The sequence below is a fragment of the Sphaerimonospora cavernae genome, from assembly GCF_042435035.1.
Lineage (GTDB): Bacteria > Actinomycetota > Actinomycetes > Streptosporangiales > Streptosporangiaceae > Sphaerimonospora > Sphaerimonospora cavernae.
Genome location: NZ_JBHMQT010000003.1, coordinates 213,322 through 231,114 on the forward strand (window position 1 = coordinate 213,322; position 17,793 = coordinate 231,114).

Genomic DNA, 17,793 nt, shown 5'->3' on the forward strand with positions numbered 1-17,793 from the left:
GGAGGAGCTCTATGAGCCTCAAAGAAGGTGAAGTGGCCCCTGCCGAGTGGTGGATGCCCGGAGCAAAGGCGGACAAGGTTCCCGGAACCTGCGAAATTACAGACGACGGCCGTATAGTAGCACGCCTGCATCGAAACCCATTTCAGCCCGCTGATCGCGCATCGCTAATGCTCGAACCACTCGAAGACATCCCAATATTGCATGGGAATGTCTTCGGCACAGAAGTTACTCTTATTGATTGCAGGGTCGGCAAGGCTAAGTCGGGATTTACTCCTCATGCCGACATAACGCTTCGCCCATGGTTTGCCCTCGAAGGGCTATTGCTAGATGGCGAGGACCTCGTGGTTTCCAATGCCGAAGTTAGGCTGCGAGGTCAACGCGAATGGGCGAATTGGTCTGCATTTTCATATGAATTCGAAGAGAAGCGGCTCCACCCAAAGTCGCTCACATATACCGAACCGCCTTCGCGAACTACCTCGATCCCGGGCGGGACACTGACCATCTCAGACGATTCGATTCTTTGGCCACAAAACGGTGATGCGACTCTAACGACTCAGTGCAAGTTCGTAGTGAAGCTGAGCTCTTCTGTAGACATCAGGGATTTCTTGAGGGAGTACACCCTTCCTCTCGAAATATTAATGTCGCTAGCGATCACATCCATCGCGCCAATCGAGAGTTTCTTTGTCAGTGATGATCGCTGGGAAGCTGCTGCGCGCGAGCAAGGGCGCCCCAATTGGCTTCGCTTATGGTTCGGAAACCTGAAGTCTCGCGAAGATTCAAGTGAAATAACCGCCGAGCAGCTGTTGTTTCAGCTTGGCGATTATCGTTGGGAAGAGCTTGGTGGGCAGGCTTTTTCCGTCGTTACTCGTTGGAGGTATATTATTGATCAGTGGATCGCCTTGATTAATAGACAGTATCGGTGGCCGGTGCCGAGGTTCCTTACCGCCGTCACTATTATCGAGGCAGTAGATCGCCTACTCCACCCCGACGCCCAATCCGAGCGCGCCGTTGAATATCAAGAAATATCCGAGGATGTAGACAATGCACTCCGCGGCATTGCATGCTTGAACGCAAAACGACGGGCGCGAATCAAGAAGCTGATCGCCACGTCCTATGAGCCTTCTCTTGAAGATCGTCTCGCTAGGCTGTCGGAGCGCGTTGAAGCTGGCATGACAGGACTGGATCTTCCAGAAGATTGGGCAAGCCGAGTCGCCAAGCTGCGCAATCAAGTAAGTCATGGCCTACCGGAAGTACATGATCTTGCCACAGATCATAGAGCTGCCCAAGTCGGCGAGGCGATTCTCCTGCATCTTCTGGAATCCCTATTTCTATATGAACTAGGATTTAATTCGGAAGAACTAAGGACTGTAATGGAAAGGCGGCTTCGATTCGGTTGGCGCACGTCAACCATTACTCGCGGATTTGAAAGCTTGCCGCGCGGGCGCTAGGAACAGATAGTCCGTCGATGAGCCGGCGGGGTTATGCCTGGCCGGGGAGATCCGGCGGATGCGGCGAGACGATTCGGTTGATCCATTACCGATGGTGAGCCGGGCTCGCTCCGGTGTGGCGGTACCGGAGCGAGCCGCATGTCGTATCAGGACGATCGGCGTCCGCTGCGGTTGCGGATCTTGGTGAACGCGTCCAGTGCTGTCTCGTCCGCGTCGTCAAGGGTATGCAGGTACTTCTCGGTGGTCTTGATGGACGCGTGGCCGAGTCGTTCCTTTACGACCTGAAGGTCCGCCCCGCCGGATAGCAGCCATGAGGCATGGGCGTGGCGGAGGTCGTGGATCCGTACTCTGCTCTCCAGCTCCGCTTCAGCGAGAGCTTTCTGCCAGACCTGGCGTCGGAACCAGTCGGCAGGGATGTGGCCGTCAGTGTCGCGGTTCCGGGGCTGCCGCGGGTCGTCCTTGCCAAGCGCCCGTCGTTCGGCCCGATAGATGGCGTACGCGGCACGGCAGTGCTCGCAGCGGCACCTGCCGTTGGTGTAGGCGGTGCAGGTTCCATGCTTGTAGGACCGGCCGGCGGCGTTCGGCTCGGTGTATCCGAGCTTGTCAGGGTCGGGGACCACACGCACGCGCTTCCTCGGCGTGGGGTCGTGATGCCACCTGAAGAACAGGTCGTTGCGGCCCAACTTCTCGGCCTTGGCGTGAGCTTGCAGCTTCATGACGATCTGGGCCGTCAGCTTGAAGCGGCGGAACTCCTTGTCCTTCGGGTACGGCTTCACCAGGAACCGTTCGCCCTGCGGGTGGAACTTCGGGTTGACCTCGACGACTGCGCGGCTGACGGTGAGGATCCGGGAGGGGACGTCGAGGTCTTTGACGCGTAGCTCGGTCAGCTCGCCCCAGCGCAGGCCGGTCTCGATCGCGGTCTCCACCAGCAACTGGCTGTCGCTGTCCGGGAGCCCCATGTACAGGGTGTTGAACTGTTCCGGCGTGATGATGGTCAGCGGCTTCGGAACGACGGGCGGCGTCTTCACACCCTTGCAGGGGTGCAGGTAGGTCACCTGGTCGTGAAGTGCGGTCGTGAAGATGGCGCTGAGGATGACCATGTTGCTCTTGATGGTCACCGGGGAGATGCCGTTCCTCTTCATGGTGGCCACCCACTGGCGTACGTGCTCAGGAAGGATGTCGATCATCCTGAGGTTGCCGAACTCCGGGACCAGGTGTCTGTGGACGGCGTAGGTGTACTTCTGACGGGTGGTCGCCTCCATCTCGTGGTTCGGCAGCCATACGTCGAGCACGTAGCGCTCGAACGGCTGGCGCCCTCGCTTCGGATCACCCACTCGGCCCTCGGACACCCTGGCCTCGGCCTTCTGCCAGGCCGCGTCGGCGTCCTTCTTGTTCGAGAAGGTACCCGCGGACTTCTCCATCCCCTTGATGTCGAAGTAGTAGGCGGTGTACCTCGGCTTGCCGTTGCGGCCGACCCGCTTACGGGAGTAGCCCAACCGGCGATCACCTCCTTGATCGTTTGACCGTCATTTGACCGTGAGACTGAGCGTCAGCCCCGGTGACGGATGGTCACTCCAGGGCATCCGATCATGCCTCTCACCTGGAAGTTTACCCACTGATTGCGTCCTCACCACGGGTGCGAATACACGCGTCCTGGTCCCTGATAAGGAAGAGGTCCCTGGTTCGAGTCCAGGTAGCCCCACCGTGAAGCATCAGTTCAGTGCCCGGATCCGAACGGCTTCTTGATCTTTTGACCGTGAGTTGACCGTCGCGCTCACCGGCGGCAGCGGGCGCCGACGAGTTCGAGAGAGTCTTCTCGGTGCTCTTGATCGCGGGCTGCACCCACTTCTCGCCCTACGCCCCGGCTCTCTCTGGGAAAGGCCGTTCTTGCCTGGCACGCAAAGGGCATGTGACCACTGTGCCCCGACATGTTGGGTGTGACTTTTCCCAGTCCCCTATATATGGTGGCTGGTGCAGCTGGTTCGTCCGTCCATCCAGGACGGCCGAGGCAAGAGGGAACCCGGTGCGAGTCCGGGACTGCCCCGCAGCGGTGAGTGGGAACGACCGTTGTCACACGCACTGGATCCGGCCTACGAGCGATCTGGGAAGCGACAACCAGTAGGCACACGCGGCAACCCGGCCGCACCGCCCACGAGTCCGAAGACCTGCCAGCGTGCCGCGCACCGATGAGTGGGTGTGCGGCTGGTCGGAGGCCGCGCGGGACGGCCGATGGCTCTGGCGCAGCCGTTTTCGCGAGCTCGCCGGCATGCCTCCCCGCGCTGTCTCGGTCCTGTTGGATCGAGTTCGCGAGGAGAGAGCTGTGACGGTCACCGGGGTGCCGCCGGGCGGGATTTCGTCAGCGGATGCCGAGCGGCAGGTGCCGATGCCGCGACGAGTGCAAATGCACGTACGCAAGCGCAACGGGACGAGCGAGCCGGTCGACGTCAACAAGATCGTCCGGGCTGTGGAGCGCTGGGCCGACGATCTGTCTGACGTGGATCCGCTCCGCGTGGCGACCAAGACGATCAGCGGCCTGTACGACGGGGCCACGACCGCCGAGCTGGATCGGCTGTCGATCCAGACCGCGGCGGAGATGATCGGCGAGGAGCCGCAGTACTCGCGCCTGGCCGCCAGGCTACTGGCCGGGTACATCGACAAGGAGGTCCGCGGCCAGGGAGTGGCCTCGTTCAGCCAGGCGATCCGGCTCGGGCACGCGCAGGGACTGATCGGCGACGCCACAGCCGAATTCGTGACCGCGAACGCCCGCAAGCTCGACGATGCGATCGACCCCGGGGGCGACCTGCGGTTCGAATATTTCGGCCTGCGCACGGTGTACGACCGTTACCTGCTGCGGCATCCCTCCACCCGGCTGGTACTGGAGACCCCGCAGTACTGGCTGCTGCGCGTCGCGTGCGGCCTGGCGACCACGCCGGCCGAGGCCATCGGGTTCTACCGGCTGATGTCCTCGCTGGCCTACCTTCCCAGCTCGCCGACGCTGTTCAATTCCGGGACCCGGCACACCCAGATGTCCTCCTGCTATCTGGTCGACTCCCCCCGCGACGAGCTGGGCTCGATCTACGAGCGGTACGCCCAGGTGGCGCAGCTGTCGAAGTTCGCCGGGGGGATCGGCATCTCCTGGTCGCGGGTGCGTTCACGGGGGGCGCTCATCCGGGGCACCAATGGGCACTCCAACGGCATCGTGCCGTGGCTGCGCACCCTCGACGCGTCGGTGGCCGCCGTCAACCAGGGCGGCCGCCGCAAGGGTGCGGCCTGCGTCTACCTGGAGACCTGGCACCCCGACATCGAGGAGTTCCTCGAACTGCGCGACAACACCGGCGAGGACGCCCGCCGCACCCACAACCTCAACCTCGCCAACTGGATCCCGGACGAGTTCATGCACCGGGTCGAAGCCGACGCGATGTGGTCGCTGTTCGACCCGAACGAGGTCCCGGAGCTGCCCGACCTGTGGGGAGAGGACTTCGACGCCGTCTACCGCGCCGCCGAGGACGCCGGCCGATACGTCCGTCAGGTCAGGGCCAGGGACCTGTACGCCAGGATGATGCGCACGCTGGCCCAGACCGGCAACGGCTGGATGGCCTTCAAAGACGCGTCCAACCGGCTGTGCAACCAGACCGCCGAGCCCGGCAACGTGGTACATCTGTCCAACCTGTGCACCGAGATCCTCGAGGTGTCCAGTGACGCCGAGACCGCCGTGTGCAACCTCGGCTCGGTCAACCTCGCCGCGCACCTGACCGGAAGCGAGATGGACTGGGAGCGGTTGCGCGCCACCGTGCGCACCGCGGTCACCTTCCTGGACCGCGTCATCGACGTCAACTACTACCCGAGCCCGCAAGCTGCGGCCGGCAATCCCCGATGGCGTCCGGTCGGCCTCGGCGTCATGGGCCTGCAGGACGTCTTCTTCGCGTTTCGGATGCCGTTCGACTCCCCCCGGGCGAAGGAGCTTTCCGCCCTCATCGCCGAGGAGATCTACCTGACGGCGTTGGAGACCTCGGCCGACCTGGCCGCGAGGTCCGGCCCTCATCCGGCCTACCGGCAGACCCGGGCCGCCGGCGGACTCCTGCAGCCTGACCTGTGGAAGGTCACCGGCAGTCAGAACGAGCGCTGGACGACGCTACGCGAGCGGATCGCCGAGCACGGGCTGCGCAACTCACTGCTCATCGCGATCGCGCCCACCGCGACCATCGCGTCCATCGCCGGGTGCTACGAGTGCGTCGAGCCGCAGGTGTCCAACCTCTTCAAGCGCGAGACCCTCAGCGGTGAGTTCCTCCAGATCAACAGCGCGCTGGTAGCGGAGTTGAAGGCGCGCGGCCTGTGGAACGAGGACATCAGATCCGCCATCAAGCGGGCCGAGGGCTCGGTCCAGGGCATCGGGGAACTCCCGGCGGAGCTGCGCGAGCTGTTCCGCACAGCCTGGGAGCTGCCGCAGCGAGCACTGATCGACATGGCCGCCGCGCGGGCGCCGTACATCGACCAGAGCCAGTCGCTCAACCTGTTCATGAGCGCGCCGACCATCGACAAGCTCTCCTCGATGTACCTGTACGCATGGAAGAGCGGCCTGAAGACCACCTACTACCTGCGGTCCCGTCCCGCTACCCGGATCCAGCAGGCCACGGTGTCCCTCACCGCGCAGAAGACGCAGACGGTCTCCGGGAAGAAGACGGCGACGGCCGAGGAGGCGCTCGCCTGCTCGCTGGAGAACCCGGAGTCGTGCGAAGCATGTCAGTGAGCAGGCCCACAGGAAAGCCGCGCGTCTCCCCGAACCCCCAAGCACTACTCGAAAGGCGAGAGTCATGACCACTGCCCCTGAGACGCTGATGCTGCTCGACCCGGGAATGAGCCTCACCCTGCGGCCGATGCGCTACCCGCACTTCTTCGACCGGTTCCGGGACGCGATCAAGAACACCTGGACGGTGGAGGAGGTGGACCTGCACTCCGACCTCAAGGACCTGGATCGGCTCTCCCCCGCCGAACGACACCTGGTCAGTCGCCTGGTCGCCTTCTTCGCCACCGGTGACACGATCGTGGCCAACAATCTGGTGCTCAACCTCTACCAGCACATCAACGCCCCCGAGGCCCGCCTCTACCTGTCCCGGCAGCTGTTCGAGGAGGCTGTCCACGTCCAGTTCTACCTGAACCTGCTGGACACGTACGTGCCCGACGAGGATGAGCGGTTCGCGGCGTTCGCGGCGTTCGAGACCATCCCGTCCATCCGGCGCAAGGCCGATTTCTGTTTCCGCTGGATCGACTCGATCTTCGAGCTGCGCGAGCTGCGCACCCGGGAGGACCGGCGGGCCTTCCTGCTCAACCTGATCTGCTTCGCCGCGTGCATCGAAGGCCTGTTCTTCTACGGGGCGTTCGCCTACGTGTACTTCCTGCGCTCGCGTGGCCTGCTCAACGGTCTCGCCTCGGGGACCAACTGGGTGTTCCGCGACGAGTCCGTACACATGGCCTTCGCGTTCGACGTGGTGGAAACGGTCCGCCAGGAGGAGCCTGGGCTGTTCGACGAGGAAATGGCCGACCAGGTCCGCGAGATGCTCGCCGAGGCGGTGGAATGCGAGGTCCAGTTCGCCGAGGACCTGCTCGGCGGCGGAGTGCCCGGCATGCCGATCGCCGACATGCGGGCCTACCTGGAGCACGTCGCCGATCGCCGGCTGGCCCAGTTGGACATCGCACCGCTGTACGGGGCGAAGAACCCCTTCGCCTTCATGGAGTTGCAGGACGTCCAGGAGCTGTCGAACTTCTTCGAGCGGCGGGTGTCGGCATATCAGGTAGGCGTGACCGGCACGGTCAGCTTCGACGCCGACTTCTGACCCAGGTCGTCGCCGTCCAGCGGAACGAACAGACACCCTGCCCCTTATGTCCCGCTTGACGTGACGGGCGGGACAGGGGAATCTCATTGAGACAAGTCAAGACAGAGGCAACGGTGTGCAGGAACCTGGTGTGATTCCAGGACGGTCCCGCCACTGTAACCGGTAAGCGCCTTTCAGAATGATCACGGCTGAGTAGCGGGAAGGTCGGAAGGCGCGTCGACCCGGGAGTCAGGAAACTGACCCGTTGTCCTCCATCGTCGGGGCGTGCGACCCCGAGAGGAGAAACCGTGGCCAATGTAGCCGTTCCTTCAGCCCAGCCTGTTTCGTTGCGCATCCCGATGCGTGAGATCGTTCCCTGGGCGGTGTTCACCGCGGTGCTCGGTCTCATCCTGATCTACTTCGTCGGGGCCGAGCAGGGGGCCGTCTCCATCATCAGCGGTGAAGCAGTGCACGAGTTCGTCCACGACGGGCGGCACCTGCTCGGGTTCCCCTGCCACTGACGATCGAGAGCCACTGATGATGCGATCGTTGTTGATCCGCGGCATGCTCGTCGGCCTGGCCGCCGCCGCACTGGCCTATGTCGTCGCGTGGTTCCTCGGTGAACCCCAGGTGGCCCTGGCCATTTCGTTCGAGGAGGCCAAGGCCGCGGCCGCCGGCGAGGCATCCGAGCCGGAACTCGTCTCCCGCACCGTTCAGGAGACCTTCGGCCTGATCACTGCCCTCGCCGTATTCGGCGTGGCATTCGGCGGTCTGTTCTCGATCGCCTTCGCCCTCGCCCATGGCCGGATCGGTTCCCACCGACCCTATGTGACCTCGGCCCTCGTGGCACTGGCCGGGTTCGTGACCGTGTACGTCGTCCCGTTCCTCAAGTACCCTCCCAGTCCACCGGCGGTGGGCGACCCCGACACCATCGGTGCTCGCACGGGGCTCTACTTCACGCTGATCGTTTTGAGTCTGCTCGCGGCCGGCCTGGCCGGGTACGCCGGGCGGCGGCTGGTAGCCCGGCTGGGCGGATGGAACGCCGGTCTCACCGCAGTCGGAGTCTTCGTCGTCATCGTCATGGTCATCTACCTGGTGATGCCATCGATCGATGAGGTCCCCGCGGACTTCTCCGCCGACGTGCTGTGGCGGTTCCGGTTGGCGTCCCTGGCCATCCAGGCCACCACGTGGGCAACGCTGGGGTTGCTGTTCGGGCCCCTCGCCGAGCGGTTGTTCACCGGCACGGGTGCGGCCAGACGTCCGGCTCCCGCAGCCGTCTGACCATGCCGGCGTGATGAGGCCCCGGCTGGTTCGATGAGCCCGGTCCTGCCGTTCCGGGTCTGGCGCCCCCTGCGGGGTGGCGTCAGACCCGGACGGGTGCCGCGGTCGAGCCCCTACCGGTTCAGGCGTCGACGCCCAGGAGGTGCCCCGTCTCGGTCAGCCGCCAGCGCCCACCGTGCCGGGAGAGCCGGGTGTGCGAGAGGGGGCGGGCGTCGATCCGCCAGAACACGGACGGCGGCGCGCCGAGCGCATGAAGGACCGCGGCCCGTACGACGGCCTGGTGTGTGACCACCACGATGCGAGAGCGTCCTTCCGCACCTGACTCGAGCCACTCGGCCACCCGGTCGATGAGTTGACAGATCGACTCGCCGCCGTGCGGCGCGGCCCGGGAGTCGGTCAACCAACTGAGTAGCTCCGCCGGTTGCTCGGCCTCGATCTCTTCGAGTCGTCGGCCGCGCCAATCCCCCACGTCGAGGTCTCGCAGCTCCGGTTCCGGGACAACCTCGAGGCCGAGGGCCGTCGCCGTTTGCATGCAGCTTCTCTCGGGGCCCGCACAGCCGCCATCGATGGCCGGCAGCGCCCGGGATGCGGCGATCGCGGCTTCGCGTCCCCGCGTGGTCAGGGAATCGTCATCGGGAAACCGGGCCGTGAGCATGGCGGCGGTCTCCGCGTGCGTGATGAGAATGACTCTGGCGGTCACGAAAGCAGAACCTCCCTTCCGTCAAGTCCGATCATGGCGGAGGAAGCGATGACCGGCCAGCCGTGCGATCAGCGACGCGGGCAGAGTAGCCGGTCGTCTCGGGCGCGCCACCGGTGAGGGTCACGTGTCCGTCATCGAACGGTTCGGGGTAGGGGGCGAGGAAGGAAGGGAGGACGACATGGGAAAAACGCATGGAGGCAGCCGACTCGGGAGCGGCGCCAGGCCGCGGGACGTTCACCAGGACCGCGGGTCTGCCCGTGACAGGTTCTGGTCGGTGTTCTCACCCACGAGCGAACCGCCGCGCAGCGCGCTCAATCTGCGGATCGCACTGGCGGCCTTCGGGTTGGTCGTGTGCGTACTCTTCGCGGCACTGGCGGTAGCGGCCGGACTGACCGTACTCGCGATCGGCCTGGCCGGACTCGCGCTCATCGCTGTCGTCGACCTGGTGGTGGTGATCCGCCGCCGCGCCCGGCGAGGCGACGGGCATTCCCTCTTCGAATGACCACCGCCTCCGGGGTCGGGAGGCCAAGGCCGATGCGAAGCAGGCCTCCTACCGCTGACCGCGACGCCCCGCCTTCAGGCCGGCGGCGTTCCGCCGCCGACCTGGGCATCACCCCATGGAACCCCGGCTACCGGAGGTGACGAGCGGCCTGAGGTCCTCCGGGAGACTGTCGCGCACCTTGTCCATCAGGGCTCCCTGCGTCGCCTCGCCCGTGACCTCGAGCACCACGCGTGCCAGGTAGACCGCCTGAGGCTCCTCGACACCCGCTCGGTCGGCCACTCGGTGGATGAACTCGTCCCGTCCGAAGGGCTCTCCCGTGCCGAGGCCTCCCTCGATCTCCGTACGCCGCAGATGCTCGCCGATCTCGGTGGGCAGTTGCGCGGCGAGGTTGCCCGCGAGCCCTTCGGGCACACGCTCGCCGAGCGTCTCCAAGGTGGCCCGGCTGGCCCGCTCGGCCTGACCCCGGCCGGCCAGCTTGGCCCGTGACTGAACCTGTCCGATGAACTCGTCGTGTCGCATCGTCTCCTCCTTTTCGCTGCGCCTTCCACGGCTGCCGGAGCGAACACCGGCGGGTGGCCATGCCTGGAGGGGGACTCAGGTATTGGGCCGGGCGGCGCTGATGTCCGACAGCGCCGAAGACGGATCTCGCTCCAGTGCGACATCGCCGAGTGAGATGACGCCCACAGGCCGTCCCTCCTCGACGACGGGGACCCGGCGGATGGCCTTGTCACGCATGAGCCCCAATGCCTGGGTGGTGTCCTGGTCGGGTGTCACCGTGGCCAGGCCGGAACTGCTGCAGACCGCCGCCACCGATGTCGCGGTCAGGTCGCGGGAGTCGGCGACGGCGCGCACCACGATGTCCCGATCGGTGATCACGCCGCAGAGTCTGTCGTCTTCGGTCACCAGCACGTCACCGATGTTGTGCTCGCGCATGAGCCTCGCCGCTTGCACGATGCTGGCATCTCTGGGAACGGTGACCGGCGCAGGGGTCATCACTTCGCGTACCTTTTGTGCCATTTTCTTATCTCCTGCCCCGTTGCCGCTTACCCACCTACAAGCGGCCCTAACGCTGCCCACCGGTTGTTTCGTGCCTGGGCGAGAAACTTCGACGGAGCCGTCATGACTTAGGCTGGCGGCATGGCGGAGATCTTCGTCTCGGACGGATCTTGGACGTTCGACGGTGAGCACCTGCGGATCGTGCCGGGCAGCGGGAAGGACGTCCACGAGCTGCGTAAGGTTCTGGGAGAGCTGATGGTGCCGCTCGAGGCGATCGCCGCCGACGATCATGACGATCACGACGTTCTCATCCGGCGCCTGTCCGACCTCGGCGAGCTGCACCGATCAGGCGTGCTCACCGACGAGGAGTTCAGTACGGCCAAGCAGGCGCTGCTCCGCCGCCTCCAGTAGGCGGCCCCCACAGATCCTCGGGGCCGATATCAGGAAGTCCTGGCGCCCGGTCTGCGTTATCGTCATAGTCTGCACGGCGTCGATGGGGACGAGTACCTCCGCATCCACTCGCTCGAGCGACCCGGGGACGGTGTGAGCCCGGGGCGGGTCGCGGTGGGAACATCACCCCGGAGCCGCCGGAAGAAAGGCCGCTGACACGGCGGCCGAGTAGAACCGGCAGCAGGACCGAAACGAGAGGACGTCCGGAAACTTCAGGAGTGCCGGAAACTTCAGGGGTGTCAGGGCGTCAAGAAGGGTGGTACCGCGGAGCCGCTGACGGCTTCGTCCCTTCGCGCCATGTCATCACCACGCGTGGAGGTTCCGCCCGACGATGTCTTCCCACTCTTCCCCTCGTTTCCGCTCGCTGCCCGCGCAGGTGGACCTGCCGGCCCTGGAACGCGAGGTGCTCGACCGCTGGCGGGACGGGAAGGTGTTCGAGCGCTCGCTGGAGCAGAACGCCGACGGCCCGTCCTGGGTGTTCTACGAGGGCCCGCCCACCGCCAACGGCATGCCGGGCGTCCACCACATCGAGGCCCGCGTCTTCAAGGACGTCTTCCCCCGCTACAAGTCGATGCGCGGCTACCACGTCCCCCGCAAGGCGGGGTGGGACTGCCACGGCCTGCCGGTCGAGGTCGCCGTCGAAAAGGAACTGGGCCTGTCCGGCAAGCCCGAGATCGAGGCGTACGGCATCGCCGAGTTCAACGCGAAGTGCCGCGAGTCGGTGCTGCGGCACGTGGACGCGTTCGAGGAGATGACCGAGCGGATGGGCTACTGGGTCGACATGTCCCAGGCCTACCGCACCATGGACCCCCGGTACGTGGAGGCCGTCTGGTGGTCGCTCAAGGTCATCTGGGACAAGGGGCTGCTGTTCCGCGACCACCGGATCACGCCCTACTGCCCGCGCTGCGGCACCGGACTGTCCGACCACGAGCTGGGCCAGCCGGGCGGGTACGAGACCGTGTCCAGTCCCTCGGTGTTCGTCCGCATGCCGGCCACGTCCGGCCCGCTGGCCGAGCTGGGCGCGTCGCTGCTGATCTGGACCACCACCCCCTGGACCCTGGTGTCCAACACCGCCGTCGCCGTACACCCCGACGTCGCCTACGTCGCGGCCAGGCACGGCGACGAGGTGCTGGTGGTGGCCGAGCCGCTGCTCACGCGGGTCCTCGGCGAGGACGCCGAGGTGCTGGCGACCTTCTCCGGCGCCGAACTGGAGCACACGACCTACTCCCGGCCGTTCGACCTGGTCGACATCGAGGACGCCCACTACGTCGTGCTCGGCACGTACGTCACCGTCGAGGACGGCACCGGACTGGTCCACCAGGCGCCGGCGTTCGGCGCCGACGACATGGCCGTCTGCAAGCGGTACGGCATGCCGGTGGTCAACCCGATCGGCCCGGACGGGCGCTTCCTGCCGGAGGTGCCGATGGTCGGCGGCGTCTTCTTCAAGGACGCCGACGAGCAACTGACGGCCGACCTGCGCGAGCGCGGCCTGCTCTTCCGCGGCGGCCACTTCGAGCACAGCTACCCGCACTGCTGGCGCTGCCACACGCCGCTGCTCTACTACGCGCTCCCGTCCTGGTACATCAGGACGACCGTGATCAAGGAGAAGCTGCTCGCCGAGAACGAGCGGACGAACTGGTTCCCGGACACGATCAAGCACGGCCGGTACGGCGAATGGCTCCGCAACAACGTCGACTGGGCGCTGTCGCGGTCCCGCTACTGGGGCACCCCGCTGCCGCTGTGGACCTGCCCGGACGACCACGTCACCTGCGTGGGCTCGCTCAAGGAGCTCGGCGAGCTCGCCGGGCGCGACCTGACCGCGCTCGACCCGCACCGGCCGTACGTCGACGACGTGACGTTCCCCTGCCCCACCTGTCAGGGTGAGGCTCGGCGGGTGCCCGACGTCATCGACGTGTGGTACGACTCGGGGGCCATGCCGTTCGCCCAGTGGGGCGCGCCGCACGTCAACGCCGACGTGTTCGAGAAGTCCTATCCGGGCCAGTTCATCTGCGAGGCGATCGACCAGACCCGCGGCTGGTTCTACTCGATGATGACGGTCGGCACGCTGGTCTTCGACCGGTCGTCGTACGAGAACGTGCTGTGCCTCGGTCTGATCCTCGCCGAGGACGGCCGCAAGATGAGCAAGCACCTCGGCAACGTACTGCAGCCGATGCCGCTCATGGACCAGCACGGCGCCGACTCCCTCCGCTGGTACATGGCGACCTCCGGCTCCCCCTGGGCGCCCCGCAGGATCGGCCACGCCGCACTCGAGGAGATCGTCCGAAAGGTCCTGCTCACCTACTGGAACACGACCTCGTTCTTCACGCTGTACGCCAACGCGGAGTCGTGGTCGCCGGAGCGGCTCGCCGAGGCCCCGCCGTACGGCGAACGCCCGCTGATCGACCGGTGGGCACTGGCCGAGCTGCACCGGACCGTGGCCGAGGTCACCGCGTCGATGGACGAGTTCGCCACCGCCCGGGCCGGGCGACGGCTGACCGAGTTCCTGGACGACCTGTCCAACTGGTACGTCCGGCGGTCCCGCCGCAGGTTCTGGTCCGGAGAGGCGGCGGCGTTCGCGACGCTGCAGGAGTGCCTGGAGACCGTCACCCGGCTGATGGCGCCGCTCGTGCCGTTCATCACCGACTACGTGTGGGACGTGCTGCGCACCCCGGAGGCCCCGCAGTCGGTCCATCTGGCGACCTGGCCTGAGGTGAACACCGCTCTACTCGACCCCGAGCTGTCCGAGCGGATGGCCCTCGTGCGCAGGATCGTCGAACTGGGCCGGTCGGCCCGCGCCTCGTCTTCCGTGAAGACAAGGCAGCCGCTCGGCCGGGCGTTGATCGGCGCCCAGGGCTGGGCGGGGCTTCCCGACGATCTGCGTCGGCTGATCGCGGACGAACTGAACGTCCAGCGGCTGGAAGACCTGTCCACGTTCTCCGCCGACCTGGTGACGTTCACGGTGAAGCCGAACTTCCGCACCCTCGGCAAGCGGTTCGGTTCGCGCACCAAGCAGGTGGCCGCCGCGGTGACCGCCGCCGACCCCACGGCCCTGGCCAAGACGATCCGGTCGGGTACGGCAATGGTGGTGGAGATCGAGGATCTCGGCGCGGTCGAGCTCGGCCCGGACGACGTGATCATCACTGAGCAGCCCAGGACGGGCTGGGCGGTGGAGACCGGGGCGGTGGACACCGGCACGGGCGAGACCGTGGCGCTGGACCTGACGATCACCGAGGAGCTGCGCAGGGCCGGGGTGGTCCGCGAGGTGATCCGGCTGGTTCAGGAGGCCCGCAAGTCGACGGGGCTGTCGATCACGGATCGGATCGAGCTGTGGTGGTCGGCCGACGGCGAGGTGGCGGAGGCGCTGCGCGACGGCGGACAGGTCGTCGCGGACGAGGTCCTCGCAGTGAGCTTCACCGAGGGTTCGCCGGGCGAGGCGCTCCCCCGGCACGAGGAGCCCGACCTCGGCCTCGCCTTCCAGCTCAGGAAGGCGTAGCGGAGCAGACCGAGCAGGAGGTCAGGCCGGCCGCCTCGGCCTCCTGCTCAGGCATGGTCTCGATGCCCGCGTCATCGGCGGCACGCAGCAGTGGGCACTCGGCGCGGTGGTAGCGCCGGGTGCCGACCTTGACCCGCACAGTGGCACCGGAGGAAGCGGTGACGGCGGGAGTAGTGCCGGAAGTGGTGCCGGAAGTGGTGGAGGTGGAGCCTGCCGGGACACGGAGGCCGGCGCGCCCGGCTTCCGTGGTCTCGGCCGGCTCCACCCGCTCGGTGGCGGCGGCCCCTGCGTGTGCGGGGCTCGGCCGCTTGAACCAGTCGATCGGTTCGGCCTCGGATGCGACCGGCGTCGTGGATGAGACGGTCGCGGATGGGACACCCTCGTCGGATGAGGCATCCGTATCGGATGAGACGGGCGCCTGCGGTCCGGAGAGCTTGGTGGTTATGGCCGGGAATTCAGCGGTATCCGCTGGATCCGGCTCGTCGGAGCCCGGTCGGTGGGAGTCCAGACCGGAGGGAACAGTGCTTTCGGGGTTGCCCGGGTCGGCGACGCCGCGCTCCGCGCCTTCGGGCTTCTCGAGACCTGCGGGGCCTGCCGTACGTGATGAGCTCTCGGGGCTCTCCGGGCTCTCAGACCTTTCGACGGTCTCGGCGCTCTTCAGCGTCTCGGTGCTCGCGAGGATCTCGGTGCTTGCGAGGATCTCGGTGCTCGCGAGGATCTCGGTGCTGTCGGGGGCCTCCGGGCTCTTCTGGCCCTCGGCCTGGCACGTCGTGCATGGAGTGAAGCCCTCTTCACGGGCCTCCTCGACAGTGAGCTCCTCGACATCGCGTCCCACGAGCTGGCGGCAGTTCGGCAGATGGAACCGCCTGCGGCCGGGGATCACCAGCACGATGGAGTCGGACCCCAACCCGTGCGCCGCCGGGACCGGCGGACGGGTGATCGGCACAGCCGCCGGCATGGGGGCCGGTGCCGGGGGCGGCATGGCGACCGCCCCGTGATGAGGGAGCTGCCCAGGCGTCCCACCGATCATCGCACCGACCGGAAGATTGCCGGCGTGCGCGACGGTGGCCGTGAACGGAGAGGGGACGGAGGGAGCCTGGGGGGTGGTAGCCGACCCGACGGCAGTGCCCCTGCCCGCCGGGAACAGCTCATGGCGCCTCAGCAGAGCCCCGATCAACAGGCAGACCGCGGACAGCACACTGATCACGATCGACCACATCACGAGGAACGGCTTCGCCAGCACCACGCCCGCGATGAGCAGGACGATGGCGGCGAGAACCAGTGCGGCACTGATGAGGATCACGGGGGGTACTCCGAGTTACCGGGTTCGCGGCTGAGGGAAGGGGACGCGAACCTTACCGACGGTCGTTGTGCGGGCCGTCGGGGCCCGGGAAGCCGGCGGAGTGCTGGGGGTTCTCCTGAGCGAACGGGTTCGGAGCACCGGTCATCGGCTGGGGACCCGGAGCGACCGCATGCGCCATCGCAGGTGCGCCGCTGACGATCGGGAACCCGCCGCTGCCCTCGGCCGAGACGTTCAGCTCGGCGAGCTGGTTCTCCAGGTACAGCTTGAGGCGGCTGCGGTACTCACGCTCGAAGCTGCGCAGCTCCTCGACCTTGCGCTCGAGTTCGTCACGGGTCTGCACCAGCGTGCCCATGGCCTGACGGTGCCGTTCCTGCGCGTCACGCTCCAGCGTCTCCGCACGGGCGCGAGCGTCGCCGATGATCTGCTCCGCCTGACGGCGAGCCTTGCCGAGAATGTCGTCGGCCTCACGCCTGGCGCGCGTCACCGTCTCGTCGGCCTCACGCCGAGCGTCCGCGATGGCCTGATCGGCCGTCTGCTGGGCGAGGGCCAGCACGCGGGCCGCGGTGTCCATGTTGTCCTCGGCGGGCGGCATGCCCATTCCGACGGGTACCGGCTCGGGGCGAGGAGGTTCGGGAGCCTTCATCGGCTCAGGCTGCGGGACCATCATCTCCGGCTTGGGATCAGAGACCGGTGCGGGGGCCATCGGGGGCTGACCCGCCATGCCCACGCCGCCGGGGGCGCCCATACCACCGGGAACCTTGCCCCTCAGGCACTCGGTCAGCTTCGCACGGAGCTCCTCGTTCTCCTGGATGAGGCGGTCGAGCTCGGCCTCGACCTCGTCGAGGAAGGCGTCGACCTCCTCCTCGTCGTACCCCGGCCTCAGCCTGGTGGTACTGAACTGCTTGTTCCGCACATCAGCGGGCGTCAACGGCATTTTGGGTCTCCTTGGCGCGCTTGGAGTCTCTGTCCGGTCGGACGGCACCCGATCAACGAAGCGCTACACGACTTGGATCAAGACCAAGATCACAATGAACAGCACTGTGAAGCTCAGGTCAAAGGCCACCGTACCCAACCTGAGGGGCGGAATGAAACGGCGGAGGAACCTGAGAGGAGGGTCTGTCACGGTGTATATGGCCTCTGCCAGCACCAACACCAACCCGGAGGGGTGCCAGTTGCGGGCGAACGCCTGCACCGTATCTATGATCATTCTGCCGATCAGCAGAAGCAGAAAGATGTACAGGGCGAAGACCACGATCTCTCTAATGATCCCCACGGCCCAGCCCCGCCTCCATCCGGTTACTGTTCATGATGGAACTCTAGCTCTGATTGAAGAAGCCGCGTTCCGCGATTCTGGCCTTGTCCTCGGCGGTCACCTCAACGTTGGCGGGAGACAACAGGAACACCTTGTTGGTAACACGTTCGATGCTTCCATGGAGACCGAAGACGAGACCTGCCGCGAAATCGACAAGCCGCTTGGCGTCGCTGTCGACCATTTCTGTCAGGTTCATGATGACCGGCGTGCCCTCCCGGAAGTGCTCGCCGATCGTACGCGCCTCGTTGTACGTGCGCGGATGCAGGGTGGTGATACGCGCCAGATCAGTGGTACGGCGCTCCAGGACCGGCGTCGAGGGGCGGGGGGCGGGGACGGCCGCCTCGACGGTGTCCTCACGCCGCGACGACGTCTCGTAGTCGTCGTCGGCGTAGTCCTCGTCGTGGCCGTACTCGGCCGCGTACCTGTCTTCGTAGCGGTCGTCCTCCACGAGACCGAGGTAGACCGCCATCTTGCGCATCGCGCCGGCCATCGCTCGTC

16 protein-coding genes and 2 riboswitches are annotated in these 17,793 nt (G+C 66.3%); of the genes, 8 read left to right on the plus strand and 8 right to left on the minus strand.

Annotated features, from left to right (window positions below; genetic code table 11):
• Nucleotides 1-11 precede the first annotated feature (11 nt).
• Complete coding sequence (locus tag ACFHYQ_RS01475) at nucleotides 12-1,448, plus strand: ApeA N-terminal domain 1-containing protein (protein ID WP_394299211.1); 1,437 nt, start codon at nucleotides 12-14, stop codon at nucleotides 1,446-1,448.
• 146 nt (nucleotides 1,449-1,594) lie between these two features.
• Here ACFHYQ_RS01475 and ACFHYQ_RS01480 read toward each other — a convergent pair whose 3' ends face one another.
• Nucleotides 1,595-2,944, minus strand: coding sequence for a tyrosine-type recombinase/integrase (locus tag ACFHYQ_RS01480; protein WP_394299212.1), 1,350 nt, complete (start codon nucleotides 2,942-2,944; stop codon nucleotides 1,595-1,597).
• Between the two features lie 465 nt (nucleotides 2,945-3,409).
• Nucleotides 3,410-3,635: riboswitch (cobalamin riboswitch) on the plus strand.
• A gap of 133 nt (nucleotides 3,636-3,768) precedes the next feature.
• On the opposite strand from ACFHYQ_RS01480, the gene ACFHYQ_RS01485 reads away from it, so the two are divergent.
• The 4 genes from ACFHYQ_RS01485 (at nucleotide 3,769) to ACFHYQ_RS01500 (ending at nucleotide 8,539) form a co-directional block, all read left to right on the plus strand.
• Nucleotides 3,769-6,195 carry a ribonucleoside-diphosphate reductase subunit alpha gene (locus ACFHYQ_RS01485; protein ID WP_394299213.1) on the plus strand — a complete coding sequence of 809 codons (2,427 nt, stop codon included), beginning with the start codon at nucleotides 3,769-3,771 and terminating at the stop codon, nucleotides 6,193-6,195.
• Nucleotides 6,196-6,259: 64 nt separating this feature from the next.
• Nucleotides 6,260-7,279, plus strand: coding sequence for a ribonucleotide-diphosphate reductase subunit beta (locus tag ACFHYQ_RS01490; protein WP_394299214.1), 1,020 nt, complete (start codon nucleotides 6,260-6,262; stop codon nucleotides 7,277-7,279).
• Nucleotides 7,280-7,336: 57 nt separating this feature from the next.
• Nucleotides 7,337-7,538: riboswitch (cobalamin riboswitch) on the plus strand.
• Between the two features lie 67 nt (nucleotides 7,539-7,605).
• The gene (locus ACFHYQ_RS01495; protein ID WP_394299215.1) at nucleotides 7,606-7,779 is read left to right on the plus strand and encodes a CbtB domain-containing protein; all 174 of its coding nucleotides are present in this window, start codon (nucleotides 7,606-7,608) and stop codon (nucleotides 7,777-7,779) included.
• 16 nt (nucleotides 7,780-7,795) lie between these two features.
• Complete coding sequence (locus tag ACFHYQ_RS01500) at nucleotides 7,796-8,539, plus strand: CbtA family protein (RefSeq protein WP_394299216.1); 744 nt, start codon at nucleotides 7,796-7,798, stop codon at nucleotides 8,537-8,539.
• A 121-nt stretch (nucleotides 8,540-8,660) separates the two neighbouring features.
• Here the strand turns inward: ACFHYQ_RS01500 and ACFHYQ_RS01505 are convergent, their stop codons facing one another.
• On the minus strand, nucleotides 8,661-9,239 hold the full coding sequence (locus ACFHYQ_RS01505) for a histidine phosphatase family protein (RefSeq protein ID WP_394299217.1): 579 nt from the start codon (nucleotides 9,237-9,239) through the stop codon (nucleotides 8,661-8,663).
• A gap of 178 nt (nucleotides 9,240-9,417) precedes the next feature.
• Here ACFHYQ_RS01505 and ACFHYQ_RS01510 point away from each other — a divergent pair, with 178 nt between their 5' ends.
• Complete coding sequence (locus ACFHYQ_RS01510; protein ID WP_394299218.1) at nucleotides 9,418-9,741, plus strand: DUF6343 family protein; 324 nt, start codon at nucleotides 9,418-9,420, stop codon at nucleotides 9,739-9,741.
• Between the two features lie 108 nt (nucleotides 9,742-9,849).
• On the opposite strand, the gene ACFHYQ_RS01515 is transcribed toward ACFHYQ_RS01510, so the two are convergent.
• Together ACFHYQ_RS01515 and ACFHYQ_RS01520 are read right to left on the minus strand one after the other, a co-directional pair.
• Complete coding sequence (locus tag ACFHYQ_RS01515; RefSeq protein ID WP_394299219.1) at nucleotides 9,850-10,260, minus strand: DUF2267 domain-containing protein; 411 nt, start codon at nucleotides 10,258-10,260, stop codon at nucleotides 9,850-9,852.
• 75 nt (nucleotides 10,261-10,335) lie between these two features.
• Complete coding sequence (locus tag ACFHYQ_RS01520; protein ID WP_394299220.1) at nucleotides 10,336-10,758, minus strand: CBS domain-containing protein; 423 nt, start codon at nucleotides 10,756-10,758, stop codon at nucleotides 10,336-10,338.
• A 120-nt stretch (nucleotides 10,759-10,878) separates the two neighbouring features.
• Between ACFHYQ_RS01520 and ACFHYQ_RS01525 the strand changes: the two genes are divergently transcribed.
• Together ACFHYQ_RS01525 and ileS are read left to right on the plus strand one after the other, a co-directional pair.
• Nucleotides 10,879-11,148, plus strand: a complete 270-nt coding sequence (locus ACFHYQ_RS01525; protein ID WP_394299221.1) for an SHOCT domain-containing protein — start codon at nucleotides 10,879-10,881, stop codon at nucleotides 11,146-11,148.
• Between the two features lie 370 nt (nucleotides 11,149-11,518).
• The gene (gene ileS, locus ACFHYQ_RS01530; RefSeq protein ID WP_394299222.1) at nucleotides 11,519-14,680 is read left to right on the plus strand and encodes an isoleucine--tRNA ligase; all 3,162 of its coding nucleotides are present in this window, start codon (nucleotides 11,519-11,521) and stop codon (nucleotides 14,678-14,680) included.
• Here ileS and ACFHYQ_RS01535 read toward each other — a convergent pair.
• The 4 genes from ACFHYQ_RS01535 to ACFHYQ_RS01550 all read right to left on the minus strand — a co-directional run bounded on the left by ACFHYQ_RS01535 (nucleotide 14,667) and on the right by ACFHYQ_RS01550 (nucleotide 17,785).
• A complete protein-coding gene (locus tag ACFHYQ_RS01535; protein ID WP_394299223.1) occupies nucleotides 14,667-15,983 on the minus strand; it encodes a hypothetical protein in 1,317 nt (438 codons plus the stop codon). The genes ileS and ACFHYQ_RS01535 overlap by 14 nt on opposite strands.
• A 52-nt stretch (nucleotides 15,984-16,035) precedes the next feature.
• Nucleotides 16,036-16,917: a DivIVA domain-containing protein gene (locus ACFHYQ_RS01540; RefSeq protein ID WP_394299224.1), complete on the minus strand. Its 882-nt coding sequence runs from the start codon at nucleotides 16,915-16,917 to the stop codon at nucleotides 16,036-16,038.
• A gap of 63 nt (nucleotides 16,918-16,980) precedes the next feature.
• Nucleotides 16,981-17,256 carry a YggT family protein gene (locus ACFHYQ_RS01545; RefSeq protein ID WP_204010455.1) on the minus strand — a complete coding sequence of 92 codons (276 nt, stop codon included), beginning with the start codon at nucleotides 17,254-17,256 and terminating at the stop codon, nucleotides 16,981-16,983.
• 43 nt (nucleotides 17,257-17,299) lie between these two features.
• Nucleotides 17,300-17,785: a cell division protein SepF gene (locus ACFHYQ_RS01550; RefSeq protein ID WP_394299225.1), complete on the minus strand. Its 486-nt coding sequence runs from the start codon at nucleotides 17,783-17,785 to the stop codon at nucleotides 17,300-17,302.
• Nucleotides 17,786-17,793 lie beyond the last annotated feature (8 nt).

Excerpts from the sequence above, each read along its gene's own strand:
- ACFHYQ_RS01475 (WP_394299211.1), top strand. The coding sequence starts at position 12 with ATGAGCCTCAAAGAAGGTGAAGTGGCCCCTGCCGAGTGGTGGATGCCC.
- ACFHYQ_RS01490 (WP_394299214.1), top strand. The coding sequence starts at position 6,260 with ATGACCACTGCCCCTGAGACGCTGATGCTGCTCGACCCGGGAATGAGC.
- ACFHYQ_RS01500 (WP_394299216.1), top strand. The coding sequence starts at position 7,796 with ATGATGCGATCGTTGTTGATCCGCGGCATGCTCGTCGGCCTGGCCGCC.
- ACFHYQ_RS01510 (WP_394299218.1), top strand. The coding sequence starts at position 9,418 with ATGGGAAAAACGCATGGAGGCAGCCGACTCGGGAGCGGCGCCAGGCCG.
- ACFHYQ_RS01515 (WP_394299219.1), bottom strand. The coding sequence starts at position 10,260 with ATGCGACACGACGAGTTCATCGGACAGGTTCAGTCACGGGCCAAGCTG.
- ACFHYQ_RS01520 (WP_394299220.1), bottom strand. The coding sequence starts at position 10,758 with ATGGCACAAAAGGTACGCGAAGTGATGACCCCTGCGCCGGTCACCGTT.
- ACFHYQ_RS01525 (WP_394299221.1), top strand. The coding sequence starts at position 10,879 with ATGGCGGAGATCTTCGTCTCGGACGGATCTTGGACGTTCGACGGTGAG.
- ileS (WP_394299222.1), top strand. The coding sequence starts at position 11,519 with ATGTCTTCCCACTCTTCCCCTCGTTTCCGCTCGCTGCCCGCGCAGGTG.
- ACFHYQ_RS01540 (WP_394299224.1), bottom strand. The coding sequence starts at position 16,917 with ATGCCGTTGACGCCCGCTGATGTGCGGAACAAGCAGTTCAGTACCACC.
- ACFHYQ_RS01550 (WP_394299225.1), bottom strand. The coding sequence starts at position 17,785 with ATGGCCGGCGCGATGCGCAAGATGGCGGTCTACCTCGGTCTCGTGGAG.